At 70.2% G+C, this 13,362-nt stretch carries 18 protein-coding genes; 11 read left to right on the plus strand and 7 right to left on the minus strand.

Annotation, left to right across the window (positions count from 1 at the left end; translation table 11 throughout):
• Positions 1-3: 3 nt before the first annotated feature.
• Positions 4-471 carry a PPOX class F420-dependent oxidoreductase gene (locus A3Q40_RS01025; RefSeq protein ID WP_068099421.1) on the plus strand — a complete coding sequence of 156 codons (468 nt, stop codon included), beginning with the start codon at positions 4-6 and terminating at the stop codon, positions 469-471.
• 1 nt (position 472) lies between these two features.
• Here the strand turns inward: A3Q40_RS01025 and A3Q40_RS01030 are convergent, their stop codons facing one another.
• Complete coding sequence (locus A3Q40_RS01030; protein WP_068099422.1) at positions 473-1,054, minus strand: type 1 glutamine amidotransferase domain-containing protein; 582 nt, start codon at positions 1,052-1,054, stop codon at positions 473-475.
• A 185-nt stretch (positions 1,055-1,239) separates the two neighbouring features.
• Here A3Q40_RS01030 and A3Q40_RS01035 point away from each other — a divergent pair, with 185 nt between their 5' ends.
• Positions 1,240-1,479, plus strand: a complete 240-nt coding sequence (locus tag A3Q40_RS01035; RefSeq protein WP_068099423.1) for a hypothetical protein — start codon at positions 1,240-1,242, stop codon at positions 1,477-1,479.
• Positions 1,480-1,527: 48 nt separating this feature from the next.
• The gene (locus tag A3Q40_RS01040) at positions 1,528-1,713 is read left to right on the plus strand and encodes a hypothetical protein (RefSeq protein WP_068099424.1); all 186 of its coding nucleotides are present in this window, start codon (positions 1,528-1,530) and stop codon (positions 1,711-1,713) included.
• Here the strand turns inward: A3Q40_RS01040 and A3Q40_RS01045 are convergent.
• A complete protein-coding gene (locus A3Q40_RS01045) occupies positions 1,698-2,429 on the minus strand; it encodes a TetR/AcrR family transcriptional regulator (protein ID WP_068104821.1) in 732 nt (243 codons plus the stop codon). The two genes, A3Q40_RS01040 and A3Q40_RS01045, sit on opposite strands and share 16 nt — an antisense overlap.
• A gap of 141 nt (positions 2,430-2,570) precedes the next feature.
• Between A3Q40_RS01045 and A3Q40_RS01050 the strand changes: the two genes are divergently transcribed.
• The 4 genes from A3Q40_RS01050 to A3Q40_RS01065 all read left to right on the plus strand — a co-directional run bounded on the left by A3Q40_RS01050 (position 2,571) and on the right by A3Q40_RS01065 (position 5,594).
• Positions 2,571-3,827, plus strand: a complete 1,257-nt coding sequence (locus tag A3Q40_RS01050) for a DUF445 domain-containing protein (protein WP_082833692.1) — start codon at positions 2,571-2,573, stop codon at positions 3,825-3,827.
• A gap of 113 nt (positions 3,828-3,940) precedes the next feature.
• Positions 3,941-4,405, plus strand: coding sequence for a helix-turn-helix domain-containing protein (locus tag A3Q40_RS01055; protein ID WP_068099426.1), 465 nt, complete (start codon positions 3,941-3,943; stop codon positions 4,403-4,405).
• Between the two features lies 1 nt (position 4,406).
• Positions 4,407-5,225 (plus strand): heparin-binding hemagglutinin, encoded by an 819-nt coding sequence (locus tag A3Q40_RS01060; RefSeq protein WP_068099427.1) that lies wholly within the window; start codon positions 4,407-4,409, stop codon positions 5,223-5,225.
• A gap of 75 nt (positions 5,226-5,300) precedes the next feature.
• Entirely contained in the window at positions 5,301-5,594 is a 294-nt protein-coding gene (locus A3Q40_RS01065; protein WP_068099428.1) for a DUF2516 family protein, read from the plus strand.
• A gap of 1 nt (position 5,595) precedes the next feature.
• Here A3Q40_RS01065 and A3Q40_RS01070 read toward each other — a convergent pair whose 3' ends face one another.
• Complete coding sequence (locus tag A3Q40_RS01070) at positions 5,596-6,843, minus strand: Nramp family divalent metal transporter (protein WP_068099429.1); 1,248 nt, start codon at positions 6,841-6,843, stop codon at positions 5,596-5,598.
• Positions 6,844-6,938: 95 nt separating this feature from the next.
• Between A3Q40_RS01070 and A3Q40_RS01075 the strand changes: the two genes are divergently transcribed.
• Positions 6,939-7,952 (plus strand): HAMP domain-containing protein, encoded by a 1,014-nt coding sequence (locus tag A3Q40_RS01075; RefSeq protein ID WP_082833693.1) that lies wholly within the window; start codon positions 6,939-6,941, stop codon positions 7,950-7,952.
• A 15-nt stretch (positions 7,953-7,967) separates the two neighbouring features.
• Positions 7,968-8,987, plus strand: a complete 1,020-nt coding sequence (locus A3Q40_RS01080) for an alpha/beta fold hydrolase (protein WP_068099431.1) — start codon at positions 7,968-7,970, stop codon at positions 8,985-8,987.
• Here A3Q40_RS01080 and purU read toward each other — a convergent pair.
• Entirely contained in the window at positions 8,984-9,856 is an 873-nt protein-coding gene (gene purU / locus A3Q40_RS01085) for a formyltetrahydrofolate deformylase (RefSeq protein ID WP_068099432.1), read from the minus strand. The genes A3Q40_RS01080 and purU overlap by 4 nt on opposite strands.
• Positions 9,857-9,910: 54 nt before the next feature.
• Between purU and deoC the strand changes: the two genes are divergently transcribed.
• Positions 9,911-10,600 (plus strand): deoxyribose-phosphate aldolase, encoded by a 690-nt coding sequence (gene deoC / locus A3Q40_RS01090; protein ID WP_068099433.1) that lies wholly within the window; start codon positions 9,911-9,913, stop codon positions 10,598-10,600.
• Here deoC and A3Q40_RS01095 read toward each other — a convergent pair.
• Positions 10,590-11,339, minus strand: coding sequence for an LmeA family phospholipid-binding protein (locus A3Q40_RS01095; RefSeq protein WP_157889457.1), 750 nt, complete (start codon positions 11,337-11,339; stop codon positions 10,590-10,592). The genes deoC and A3Q40_RS01095 overlap by 11 nt on opposite strands.
• Positions 11,340-11,445: 106 nt before the next feature.
• Here A3Q40_RS01095 and A3Q40_RS01100 point away from each other — a divergent pair, with 106 nt between their 5' ends.
• On the plus strand, positions 11,446-12,021 hold the full coding sequence (locus tag A3Q40_RS01100; RefSeq protein WP_068104824.1) for a hypothetical protein: 576 nt from the start codon (positions 11,446-11,448) through the stop codon (positions 12,019-12,021).
• A 16-nt stretch (positions 12,022-12,037) separates the two neighbouring features.
• On the opposite strand, the gene A3Q40_RS01105 is transcribed toward A3Q40_RS01100, so the two are convergent.
• Both A3Q40_RS01105 and A3Q40_RS01110 read right to left on the minus strand, forming a co-directional pair.
• Positions 12,038-12,820 (minus strand): methylase, encoded by a 783-nt coding sequence (locus A3Q40_RS01105; RefSeq protein WP_068099434.1) that lies wholly within the window; start codon positions 12,818-12,820, stop codon positions 12,038-12,040.
• 3 nt (positions 12,821-12,823) lie between these two features.
• Entirely contained in the window at positions 12,824-13,327 is a 504-nt protein-coding gene (locus tag A3Q40_RS01110; RefSeq protein ID WP_068099435.1) for a DUF2505 domain-containing protein, read from the minus strand.
• Positions 13,328-13,362: the final 35 nt, after the last annotated feature.

Below are 13,362 nucleotides of genomic sequence, written 5' to 3' on the forward strand. Positions count from 1 at the left end.
GGCATGGCACGGAAGTACGCGACCGCCGAGCGCGTCGACCTCGAGACCCTGCACCGCTTCGTCGCCGACCGGCATCGGGCGACGCTGGTGACCCATCGTCGGTCCGGTGGCCTGCAGATCTCGCCGGTGACGTGCGGTCTGGACGACGCCGGGCGCATCGTGATCTCCACCTACCCGCAGCGGGCCAAGACGGTGAACATCCGCCACTCGTCGTCGGTGACGCTGTGCGTCCACTCCGACGACTGGGACGGACCCTACGTGCAGATCGACGGCACCGCCGAGGTGCTCGACCTGCCGGATTCGGTGGAGCCGCTGGTCGATTACTACCGCTCGATCGCCGGCGAGCATCCGGACTGGGACGAGTACCGCGAGGCCATGCGTACTCAGGGCAAGTCGATTCTGCGCATCTCCATCGACACCTGGGGGCCGGTGGCGACCGGAGGTTTTCCGGCCCCCACCGACGAGTCCTGAGTCAGGCCCCGCTCGGACGCCCCTCCGCCTCGGCCACCGCGGTGACCAGGGCCTTGCCGAACGCCGGCAGGTCGTCGGGGTTCCGGCTGGAGATCAGGTTGCCGTCCACCACGACCTCCTCGTCGACGACGGTGCCGCCGGCGTTGCGAATGTCGGTCCGCACGCTCGGGTAGGACGTCAGGGTGCGTCCGCGCACGACGTCGGCCTCGACCAACGTCCACGGCCCGTGGCAGATGACGCCGACCGGACGTCCACTGCCGACGAAGTCCCGGACGAACGCCACGGCGTCGGCGTCGGTACGCAGGGCGTCGGGATTGGTGGTGCCGCCGGGCAGCACCAACGCGTCGTAGTCGTCGATCGACGCGTCCGCGACCACGGCGTCGACCGCGAAGGTGTCCGCGGGGTTCACGTCGGACTCGTAGGCCTGGATCTCGCCGTGGGTCAGAGAGATCAGCACGGTGGTGGCGCCGGCCTCCTCGAGGGCGGTCCGGGGATCGGTGAGCTCGGCCTGCTCCACACCGTCGGTGGCCAGGAAGGCCACGGTGCGGCCGGTGAGCGAGGGGGATGCGGTCGATTCGGTCATGTCAGCAGAGCTACCCGGGCGCGGGGGACCGGAAACGGCGCCTCGGCCCGGCCACGACCGTGCCGCCGCGGGTGACTCCCGCCACCTCGGCCGGTGCGGAGATTGAGGCCCCGCCCCGTCGGGTACCGGGATGGCGAACGCCGAACGCGACACGAATGAGGACTTCCCGTGAACGAGGACCCCCGGTGACGACCGTGCCCCCGCCGGTAGAATCGTCGGCCCGAGCGGCGGAGACGGCCGAGGCCACCTGCCTCTTCGAATCCGCCGGCGCGGGCGCCGTCGTGCTGCTCGCCCTGTGCGTGGGCATGGCGCTGTTCGTCGCCGCTGCGCTGAGCTCCGTGGCGCTCGGCGCACTCGTCGGAGTGCTCATGATCGGCACGGCCGGGGTCATCGCCGTGACCGTGCCGATCGACAGGACCGGCTAGACCGGACCGAACCGCCGCAGTGACCGGACGAGCGAGAGGAGCGACCCCGTGACCCAGCCGACCGAGAACAGCACCGAACTGCCGATCGAGGATGCTCTCGAGCAGCAGCGAGACCTGACCCCCGACGCCGCCGACCTGCCCGGGTCGCTGTCCCGGCTCGAGGTGTCGGACGCGGACTTCGTCGAGCAGAATCTCGACGTCCCGCTGGACGACGACGACTACGACCGGGGCTGACCCGCGCTGTCGTCGACGGCGCGGTCCACGAGCGGGTGGTCGACCGAGTTGAACCGTGCCGGCGACCCGCCCGCGGCGGCGACGCCATGGATGCCGCCCCACACCATCATCGTGAGGTAGTCGATCAGATCGGTCGCCGACATCGACCGGTTCGAGATCCACCAGTGCGTGGCCAGCTGGACGCCGCCGACGATGCCGTAGGCCCACGGCAAGGACCCGCCGGAGTCCATGTCCATGCGGCGCAGCCGTTCCCCGAGCACGGTCGAAAGCAACTCGGCGATCATCCGCTCGGACTCGGCCACGACGTCGCGGTTCGGGCCCGAGCTGGTGCTCATCGCGTAGAGGTAGACCTCGGGATCGTCGGCGACGGTCTCGACGTACGCGGTGACCACGCGACGGGTCAGGTTGTACTCGTCGACGTCGACGGCGATCGCCTCGTAGATGCGGGGCGCGAGGGTGGTCTCCACGTACCGCTCGAGCGTGGCGTTGGTCAGATCGTTCTTGTCGGTGAAGTACCGGTAGAGGACGGTCTTCGAGATGCCGATCTCGGACGCGATCTCGTCCATGCCGATGGACCGCCCGCGGGCGCGGATGGCGGCCAGGGTGCCGTCGACCAGCTCTTCCCGGCGCGCGATCTTGTGCTCGCGCCACCGGCGCTTGCGGCCGTCCGGCTTTCCGTCCCCGTCGTCGGCCTCGGCTGCCGATCTGCTCGCCACGCGTGGTTGCTCCGTCCCGATCCGACGCACTCATCCGATCCGGTCGGGATCGGCGCACGTGTTCGACGCTCACGGCCCTGGTCGGGCGCGCCCGTCCAGTTTAGTGCCCGCGGTGACGGGCAGAATGGGCCGGTGCAACTGATGAGCTTCGACGAGGACGTCAAGCGGCGGGATCTCCGCAGAATGAAGGGCGTCGCGACGGGCTTCCTCGTGTTCGCCACCGTCGTCTACCTCTACTGCCGCTGGCAGGAAAGTCGCGGCGCGGGCGACTGGGTGGGCTACGTGCGCGCCGCCTCCGAGGCGGGCATGGTGGGTGCTCTGGCGGACTGGTTCGCGGTGACCGCCCTGTTCCGGCATCCGCTCGCGTTGCCCATTCCGCACACCGCGATCATCAAGCGCAAGAAGGACCAGCTGGGCGCGAGCCTCGGCTCGTTCGTGGGAACCAACTTCCTCGCCGTCGACGTCGTGACGCAGAAGGTGCAGGCCGCGCGGGTTCCCTTGCGGCTCGGGACCTGGCTGGCCGAGAAGAAGAACGCCGAGCGCGTCGCCGAGGAGACGGCCACCGTGCTGCGCGGCGTCCTCGACGTGCTCGACGACGAGGACATCCAGCAGGTCATCGACAACACCATCGTCAAGCGACTCGGCGATCCGCAGTGGGGCCCGCCGATCGGGCGAGTGCTCGCGTCGTTGCTCGAGGAGAACCGGCAGAAGCCGCTCGTCGACCTGCTGGCCGAGCGTGCCCACGAGTGGGCGCAGAACAGCCTGCCGACCATCGATCGGATCGTCAGTCGCGATTCCCCGTCGTGGTCGCCGAAGTTCGTCGACGTGCTGCTCGGCGAGCGCATCCACCGCGAACTCGTCGACTTCACGTGGAAGGTGCGCTCGAACCCGCAGCACGAGTTGCGTCTGGCGGCCGACAAGTTCCTCGTCGACTTCGCGAACGATCTGCAGCACGATCCGGAGACCATCGCCAAGGCCGAGTCGATCAAGTCGGAGATCATGGGCCGCGACGAGGTCACCGGGCTGGCCGCGGCGTCGTGGAAGGTGGCCAAACGGCTCATCGTGGACTCGGTCGACGATCCGAACAGCACGCTGCGCGCGACCATCGCCCAGAACGTGCAGAAGTTCGGGCTGCGGCTGCGGGACGACACCGCCGTGCGGGAGAAGGCCGACGGGTGGTTGCTCGCCGGTGTGCGCTACATCGTCGAGAACTACACCGACGAGATCACCACCGTCATCACCGACACGGTCGCGCGCTGGGACGCCGACGAGGCGTCGCGGAAGATCGAACTGCAGGTCGGGCGGGATCTGCAGTTCATCCGTATCAACGGCACGGTCGTGGGGTCGCTCGCCGGACTGGCCATCTACACGGCGTCGGACCTGCTCTTCGGGCACTGACGCGCCGGTGTGATCGGCGTTACGTACGCACTGCTAGCAAAGTGCTTGCTCTTGCTAGCACCCCTCGTTATCGTGGTCTTCGCACGGCACGGCCGATCACGGGAGGTGCAGCGATGGCGAACTCGGACACCGACGGCGGTGGCGACGCGCAGTCGTCTCCCGGCGATCTCGCGGCGCGAGTCGTCAGCACCGCGACGTCGGACATCGGGAGCTTCATCCGGTCGCAGCGGGAGTCGGCGCAGGTGTCCCTGCGTCAGCTCGCCCAGACGGCCGGTGTCAGCAATCCGTATCTGAGTCAGATCGAACGTGGGCTGCGCAAGCCGTCCGCGGAGGTTCTGGCCTCGATCGCGAAGGGTCTTCGGGTGTCCTCGGAGGTCCTCTACGTGCGCGCCGGTCTGCTCGAGGAGCGGCCGCACAGTCCCGTCGTCGACGCTGTTCACGGCGACGAATCCATCACCGAACGGCAGAAACAGGTGCTGCTGGAGATCTACTACTCGTTCCGGCGTGAGAACGACGCCGGACCCGAGGACGAGACTCCCGGCCGCACCCCGATGACCCCAACGACCACAGGAGAGTGACATGACCGATCCCAAGTTCGACAACGTCAAGACCCCGCTGTACGCCGCCGTGGGTGCCGGCGACGCCGTGGTGCAGGCCGTGGCCGACGTGGTGGCCCAGGTCCGCAACCGCGCCGAGAGCACGCAGGCCGACGTGGGCGACCGCGTCGACACCGCCCGCGCCCGCCTCGCGGACCTGCAGGAGGACGTGACCGAGAGCGTCGAGACGCTCCGGAACCGGCTCGAGGCACTCCCGCAGGAACTGCCGGAGGAGATCGCCGAGCTGCGCGAGCGCTTCACCCCGGAGGAGCTGCGCAAGGTCGCCGAGGCGTACCTCAAGGTGGCGTCCGACCTCTACACCGCTCTCGCGGAGCGCGGCGAGGAGACCGTCGAGCGCATCCGCAAGAACCCGCAGATCGAGGAGGGCCTCGAGCGCGCCAACAAGGCCGCCAACGACGCCGTCGACCTCACCGAGGACACCCTCGGCACCGTCGCCTCGCAGACCCGCGCCGTCGGTGAGCGCGCCGCCGCACTGGCGGGCCGCGCCTCGACGCGAGTCCAGGAGGGCGCCGACGAGGCCGCCGAGGCGATCAAGGACGGCGCCGACGAGGTGAGCGAGAACCTCGACGAGGCCGGCGACAAGGCCAAGGCGACCGGCCAGAAGGCCTCCGACAAGGTCTCCGGTGCCGCCGGCACGGTCGAGGGCAAGACGCGTAACGACGCGAACTCGCCCATCAAGAAGACCCCGGCCAAGAAGACCACCCCGGCCGCGAAGTCGACCACCCCGGCGAAGAAGACCCCCGCCAAGAAGGCCGCCCCGGCCAAGAAGAGCACCAGCTGATCGGCACCGCCGACGCGTCCCGGCCCCCGCGCACCGCTCGTGCGCGGGGGCCGCGGTCGCTCTAGAATCGGACGTATGCCCCTCGCCACCAGCGCGACCAGCGCCATCGAGTACGTCCTGCAGCTCATCGCGCTGTTCGGTGTCGCGTTCGCGTTGTTCCACGCCGTCCGTCAGCGCGGGGACGCGTTCACCGCCGCGGACAAGCTGAGCAAGCAGGGATGGATCGCGATCCTCGTCATCGCCCTGCTCGTGCTCCTGGTGGTGCCCGTCATCAACTTCATCGGCATCATCGCCGTCGTCGCCATGGGTGTGTATCTGGTGGACGTCCGCCCGAAGGTCGACGACATCCAGCGCGGACCGCGCTGGTAGGTCAGGCCCGGCCGGTCGCGGTCAGCCACAGCAACGCCACGTTCAGGGCCACGATCGCCCCGGTGGCCAGCGTCGCCAGGGTCACGGTGGTGCGCGAGTTCACCCGGTCGCCCATGACGCCGCGGTCCGACGTCAGGCGGACCAGCGGGATGAGGGCGAACGGGATGCACATGCTCAGCACCACCTGACTGAGCACGAGAGCCAGCGTGGGATCGACACCCGCACCCAGCACGATCAGCGCGGGAATCAACGTCAGGACGCGCCGGAGCTGCAGCGGGATCCGCTTGCGCAGCAGGCCCTTCATGATCTCCGCTCCCGCCGCGCAGCCGACGGCGGTCGAGGCGAGGCCCGACGCCAGCAGTCCCACGGCGAAGACCGCGGCCACCGACGGCCCGAGCGTGCTCTGAATCGCGGCATGCGCGCCGTCGATGGTGTCGGTGCCGTCGCGGCCGAGCAGCGAGGACGCCGCGAGCAGCAGCATGCCGATGTTCACCGTGCCCGCGACGATCAACGCGAACGTCACGTCCCACTTGGTCACCCGCAGCAGCCGATCCAGCTTCACGGGATCCGTCTCCACCCCGTGCCGATCTCGCGCCAACGCCGAGTGCAGGTAGATGGCGTGCGGCATCACCGTAGCGCCCAGCATGCTTGCGGCCAGCAGGACCGACCCGCTGCCGTCGAAACCGGGAATCAGGCCGCCCGCGACTCCGGCGGCGTCGACATCGCTGAAGAACAGACCGGTGAGGAAGCCGACGGTGATCACCGCGAGCATGCCGATGACGACGAACTCGAACGTGCGCTGGCCGCGTCGGGACTGGACGGCCAGCACGATCATCGACACCACGCCCGTGATCAGGCCACCGATCGGAAGCGGGATGCCGAAGAGCAGCCGCAGGGCGATGGCTCCGCCGATCACCTCGGCGATGTCGGTGGCGACGGCCACCGCCTCGGCCTGCACCCAGAACGCGCGTCGTGGCCACGGGCGCATCCGGTCGCCGAGAACCTCGGGCAGGGACCGCCCGGAGACCAGGCCGAGCTTGGCCGACAGGTACTGCACGAGCACCGCCATCGCGTTCGCGGCCACCAGCACCCACACCAGCAGATACCCGTACCGCGCGCCGGCCGTCAGGTTGGCCGCGACGTTGCCCGGATCGACGTAGGCGATGGCGGCGACGAACGCCGGGCCCAGCAGCATCACCGAGCGGGTGCGGCCGGGAACCGCCGCACGAAACGCGAGTCGATCGGACATGGCGGTCAGTGTAGGGGACACCGGACGCAAGAGTTCGGCTACCCGAACATTGCCGGCTCAGCCTGGTCTCAGGTGCGCGGAGGACACTGCCCACCATGCCCGCCTTCCGGCGCACCCGGTGGCCGCACACCGTCCGGCGGAGGTGGTGGCCCGACACCGCACGGTGGTCCCTGGTCCACCGACTGCGCGTGCAGATCGGCCTCACGACCATCGTCCTGCTGGCCGGCTTCTCGCTCTGCACTCACGTCGCCGCCCAGCATCTCCTCTCCTCGCGCGTGCAGACCGAACTCACCTCGCGCATCACCGGCATCGTCACCGCCTCCGCCACGGAACAACGCCTCGCGACGGCCACCACCCTGTTCCGGCCGATGGACGGCAGCGCCCCGGTCGACGCGATCTACCGTGACGGCGCGCTCCTCACCTCCTACCCGGTGGGCGGCCACGGCCCGTTCCTGGCCTCCGACGGCGGACCGTCGTCCCTCGCCCGCGAGCTCGCGTCACGCGCGACCGACACCGTCGCGTTCGTCGACGTCGGGGACTGGACCATCGGCTACGTGACCGCTCCCGGCACCGGGAGCGACGGCGACGCCGGGGGACCGGCGAGCGTCGTCATGGTCGCCAACTCCCTCGACACGCTGCACGCCCAGCTGCGCCGACTCGACGTCGCGCTGGTCATCTTCACGGCGGCGGTGTGGCTGGTCGCCTACGTGCTCACCGCCGTCGTGCTGACGACGGGGCTCCGGCCGGTCCGGCGGCTGCGGCTCGCGTTCGAGCGGGTGGTGACCACGGCGGACCTCGCGCCGGTGGCCGTCGTCGGCGACCGGGAACTGGCGGCGCTCGCGGTGCGGTTCAACGCGATGATGGACGCCGTCGACTCCTCGAACCGCGCGCAGAAGGACCTCGTCATCGCGGCCGGGGAAGACCTGCGTCAGCCGCTCGCCGATCTGCGCGAGCGCCTCGATCGCGCGGAACGCGACCCGGACGACACCACGATCTACCGCGACGCCGTCGCCCGGATCGACGATCTGACCGCCACCGTCAACGGGCTGGTCGACGGTGCGCGACGGGCGGCGGGGAGCGATGTCACCGAGAAGCCGAGAAAGACGTGACCTAGGGTTACGGCCATGTCCACGGAGAAGAAATCCGTCGTCCGGGCCGTTCCCGTGCTGGCGGGCGCCCTCGTGATCGGTGGCGTCCTGCTCCGCCGCCGACGCTCGTCGCCGCCACCGTCCGCGCGGCTCGCGGACACCGACGTGCTGCTGCGGGCGCCCGACGTCGCACCGCGCACGGTCGACGTCGTCACGGACGACGGTGCCCGGCTCCGCGTTCTCGAGTACGGCGATCCCGATGCCACCCCGATCGTCCTCAGCCACGGGTGGACGTGCTCGGCCGACTTCTGGGCGCCGCAGATCAACGACCTCGCCGACAAGTACCGCGTCGTCGTCTACGACCAGCGCGGCCACGGCCGCAGCGAGGTCGGGACGCGTCCACTGGACCCCGACGTCCTCGGCGACGACCTCGCCGCCGTACTCGCCGCCACCGTGCGCCCGGGTGCACCCGCCGTGATCGCCGGACACAGCATGGGCGGCATGTCGGTGATGTCCTGGGCATCCCGATACCCCACCCAGGTACGCGAGCGGGCCAAGGGAATCCTGCTGGCCGACACGGCGAGCGACTCGCTGGTCCGCGAGACGACCGTCATCCCGTTGCCGCCCGGTGTACCGCAGGTGCCGGCCCGTCTCGCGGCGTCGGTGCTGGGATCGGCCCTGCCGTTGCCGGCGACCCGGCTGTCGACGCGAGCGCTGCGCTACGCCACGATGGGCGCCCGATCCACCCCGGCGCAGGTGGCGTTCTGCGAACGCGTCGTCCGGGACTGCGCCCCGCGGACCCGCGGGATGTGGGGAGCCGTCCTCAGCACCGTCGACATCGTGGACGCGGTGACCAACATCGACGTGCCCACCGTCGTGGTGGTGGGAACCGAGGACCGCCTGACGCCGCCGATCCAGTCCCGTCGTCTCGCGGAGAAGCTCGACCGCGCGAACGTGCTCGACGAGCTCATCGAACTGCCCGGCGTCGGCCACATGGCGTCGGTCGAGGCGATCGCGGAATTCGACGCCGCCCTGGTCCGGTTGGCCGACCGCTAGCTGAACACCACCGTCTTGCGGCCGTGCACCAGGACGCGGTCCTCGAGGTGCCAGCGCAGTCCGCGCGCGAGGACCAGTTTCTCGATGTCGCGGCCCTGACGGACCATGTCCGACACCGCGTCGGCATGGTCGACGCGGATGACGTCCTGCTCGACGATCGGACCCGCGTCGAGTTCCGCCGTCACGTAGTGGCAGGTGGCGCCGATGAGCTTGACTCCGCGCGCGAACGCCTGGTGGTAGGGCCGCGCGCCGACGAACGACGGCAGGAAGCTGTGGTGGATGTTCAGGGCTCGACCCGCCCAGTGGTCGCACAGGTCCTCGGGCAGCACCTGCATGAACCGCGCGAGCACCACGGCGTCGGGATCGTAGGAGTCGACCAACTCCCGCAGCTGGGCGAACGACGGCCCACGCTCGGCCGGGTCGGACGGGAACGGCACGTGATGGAACGGGGTCCCGTGCGCCCGGGTGACCGCCTCGAGGTCGGGGTGGTTGCCGATCACGGCGTCGATGGTGGCCGGCAGCTCGCCGCCGGCCGCGCGGCCGAGCAGATCGTGGAGGCAATGTCCCTCCTTGCTCACCAGCAGGACCACACGCTTGCGGATCGACGAGTCGTGCACGGCCCATTCGGTGTCCGGCCCGATCTCCGCCGCCACGGTGGCGAAGCGCTCCCGGAGCTCGTCGACCCCGATGTCGATCGACGCGGCGTCCACGGCCTGACGGGTGAAGAACCAGCCACTGTCGGCGTCGGCGTGATACGCCGCCTCGACGATGGATCCGCCCAGGTCGGCGAGGAACGTCGCGATGCGCGCGACGATGCCCGTGCGGTCGGGACAGCCGAGGGTGACGACGTAGCGGGAGGCGTGCGACATGCCCGACAGTCTTTCACCGAGCGCGGAGCTGGTTCGCACCGGTCGCATGCGAGCATGGCCACCATGGAGCTCACCCGCGACGCCGTTGCCCGACTGGTCGATCACACCCTCCTCAAGCCCGAGGCCACCGACGCCGACGTGCGGGAGCTGGTCACCGAGGCCACCGAGCTCGGCGTGCTGGCGGTGTGCGTGTCGCCGTCGATGCTGCCGCTGCGGAACACCGGTGACTTGGTGGTCGCCGTCGTCGCGGGCTTTCCGTCCGGTAAGCACCACTCGTTGATCAAGGGCTCCGAGGCCCGCCTGGCGGTGCAGCAGGGTGCCGCCGAGGTCGACATGGTCATCGACGTCGGCGCCGCCGTCGCGGGGGACTTCAACGCCGTGCTGGCCGACGTGATCACCGTGCGCGAGGCCATGGGCGACACCGCCGTCCTCAAGGTCATCATCGAGTCCGCCGCGTTGCTCGCGTCGCCGCAGGGCGAGACCGCCGTGGTCGAGTGTTGCCGGGCCGCCGAGCGCGGCGGTGCGAACTTCGTCAAGACGTCCACCGGCTTCCATCCCGCCGGCGGGGCGTCGGTCCGGGCGGTCGAGCTCATGGCCGAGACCGTCGGGGGACGCCTGGGCGTCAAGGCGTCCGGTGGCATCCGCGACGCCGACACCGCGCACGCCATGATCGAGGCCGGCGCGACCCGCCTCGGGCTCTCGGGCACCCGCGCGGTGCTGGACGGATTCCCCGTCAGCAGCTGAGAGCCTGCTCGCCGCTGTCCGCCTGCGCCGGAGGGATCTGGTACTGCCCGCCGGAGAGGGTCAGCTCGATCCCGGTGTCGGTGACGGTCAGGGTGTCCGGCGTCATGCCCAGCGGGAACGTGGTCAGGCTGTCGGTGAGGATGCCGACGACGCTGTCCGCCAGATCCGTCGGGATGCCGATGCCGAGGATCGACGCGTCCGTGGTGCGGACGTCGATGGTGTCGCCGGACACGGTGGGTGCGACGGTCAACGCCGCCAGGCCGCCGACGATGTCGAAGCGGAGCGTCCCGGCGCCGGGGTCCGCGGTGACGCCCGAGACCACGGAGCCGATGCCCTGCTGCTGCAGCGTCGCGAGGATGCCGTCCGTCGACCAGACGACGTCCGCGGTCGAGGACCCGATGGTGCCGCCGGACGTCTCCGACGTCTCGAGGTCGACGTCGTTCACGGTCGCGCGCACCTGCATGTCCTGTGCCGGTCCGAAGCGGGAGTCGTCGCTCGAGATGTCGACGGAGGAGAAGGACTTCGTGACCAGGGACAGCAACACGGGTTGCCAGCCGAGGTCGACGTCGACCTTGGACCCCAGGTCGTTCTGGAACTGTGTGGCCAGGCACTGGCTCACGCGGTTACGGGCGTACACCTCACCGCCGATCAGCGCGGCGACCAAGGCGATCACCACCACGGCGGCGACGAGAGGGAGCCGGGAGCGTCGCCGGGGAGCGGAAGTCGTCATGCGGACCATTGTGCGGGACGTTGGTGTGGCAACTCTGAGGACGGGATGGGTGACACGACCACACGTGAGGCGCCCCGCGCTGTGACAGGCGACACATCGCGGGTAGTCTGTGACCATGTCCGGAGACGACGTGGTGGAGCGGCTCGACTGCCTCGTGACGGAGCAGGACGGGTTCTTCACCCGCGCCCAGGCGCTCGACGCCGGGTACCGCTCGGTCGACATCGCCACCCGCGTGAGCGAGGGGTCCTGGACGGTGGTCGAGGCGGACCTGCTGCGCGTGGCGGACTGGCCGCGGCACGCGTTCGAGGAGTTCTCCAAGTGGTGCGCGTGGCTCGGCGCGTCGGCCGTCATCTCGCACCAGAGCGCCTCCGAACTGCACGGGATGGGCAGCCTGCATCCGCAGTTCGTCCACGTCCGGGTTGCGGGCACGGCCGGTCCGCACGATCAACGGCTCGCACTGCACCGCGGTCGGCTCGTCGGTGACGACATCGAGTTCACCGGCACCTTCAGGATGACCACCCCCACCCGCACGGTGCTCGACCTCGCCGCCGGCGGCATCTCCCAGTTCACCCTCGACGAGGTGGTGGCCGACGGGTTGATGCTCGGCCGGCTCGACCCCACCGTCCTGCGCACCCGCGCGGACGAGGCCGGGGACCGCGTGCGGGATCGGGTGGAGGCGTCCCTGCGCTGAGGCGTCGACGGGGGACCTACGCCGGTGCCACCGCCGACCAGGGCAGTTCGAGCACGTTGTCCCGCAGCCGCCGGCGGAACGGCCGCAGCGGCACGCCCTGCTGAGCCAGCAGATCGGCCGCGTGGCGCCAGCGCACCCGCGGACCGTAGACGGCGAGAGGGGCCGCGACGTCCCACGCGCGATCGGCCCGCAGGAGGACGTCGTGGATGCGCTCGCCGGGCACGTTGCGGTGGATCAACGCCTTGGGCAGCCGCTCCGCGATGTCGGAGGGGCGGGGCAGATCGAACGGGTCCCACGCCAGTGTGAGTGACCGCGGACCGTCCGCGCCGACGGTGACCCACGCGGCGCGTCGGCCGAGTTCGTCGCAGGTGCCGTCGATCAGGAGCCCGCCCTCCGCGAGCGACGACGTCACCCGCGCCCACGCACCCGACACCGCGTCCTCCGGGTACTGCCGCAGCACGTTGAAGGCGCGGACCAGGTGTGGACGCAATCCCGCGAGCTCGAACCCTCCGTGCTGAAAGCGCACACCGTCACGGTCCGGCACCACCCGGCCGGGATCGATTTCCAGGCCGACGACGGCGACGTCCGGACGGACGGTGCGGAGCCGCTGCGCGAGTTCCACCGTGGTGACCGGGCTGGCGCCGTAGCCGAGGTCGACCACCAAGGGGTGCGCAGGCGCGCGGAGCACAGCTCGCACGGTCGGGTGGTGGACCAGGCGACGGTCGCTCCGTCTCAGCCGGTTGATGTTGGTGGTGCCACGGGTGACGACACCCTGCGGACCGGACCCGGCGCCGGGCACGGGTCAGGCGTTCTTCTTCAGCCAGTCGTGCGTGACCTCGGCTTCACCGCTCCACAGGTCGCGCAGGTTGACCAGCATGAGCTGCTCGAGCTTGCCGCCGACGAACGGGATGTAGACCTTCGCCTCGCTGGTGGTGCGCAGAGTCGATCCGGTCTCCGTGGCGAACAGCTCGGTGACGCCGGTGAGCGACCCCGGCCCGGCGGGAATCGACGCGTCGTACTTGCCCGACGTGGTCTCGCCGTACGCATCGTGATGGATGTTGCGCGTGATGACCATGTCCTTCTTCATCACCGTCTGCGCGATGTCCGGCAGCGTGTGGCGCGGAATGATGTGGCGCATCGTCACGTCGATGCCGGCATCCGACACCGTGAACGACGTCATCTCGTTCTCGGAGTACTTGCGCAACTCCTCGACGATCGCGTCCCAGTAGCTCTGCGACGTCAGCGCCCCGTACACCTGCTCGGTGGTGAACGGGAGACGTGCGGAGTAGTTCATGCGTCGTGCCATGAGCGGCAAGGCTACCGGTGGCCTCGAGGCGCGGT

It is taken from the genome of Rhodococcus sp. PBTS 1, from assembly GCF_001620025.1.
Classification (GTDB): Bacteria; Actinomycetota; Actinomycetes; order Mycobacteriales; family Mycobacteriaceae; genus Rhodococcoides; species Rhodococcoides kroppenstedtii.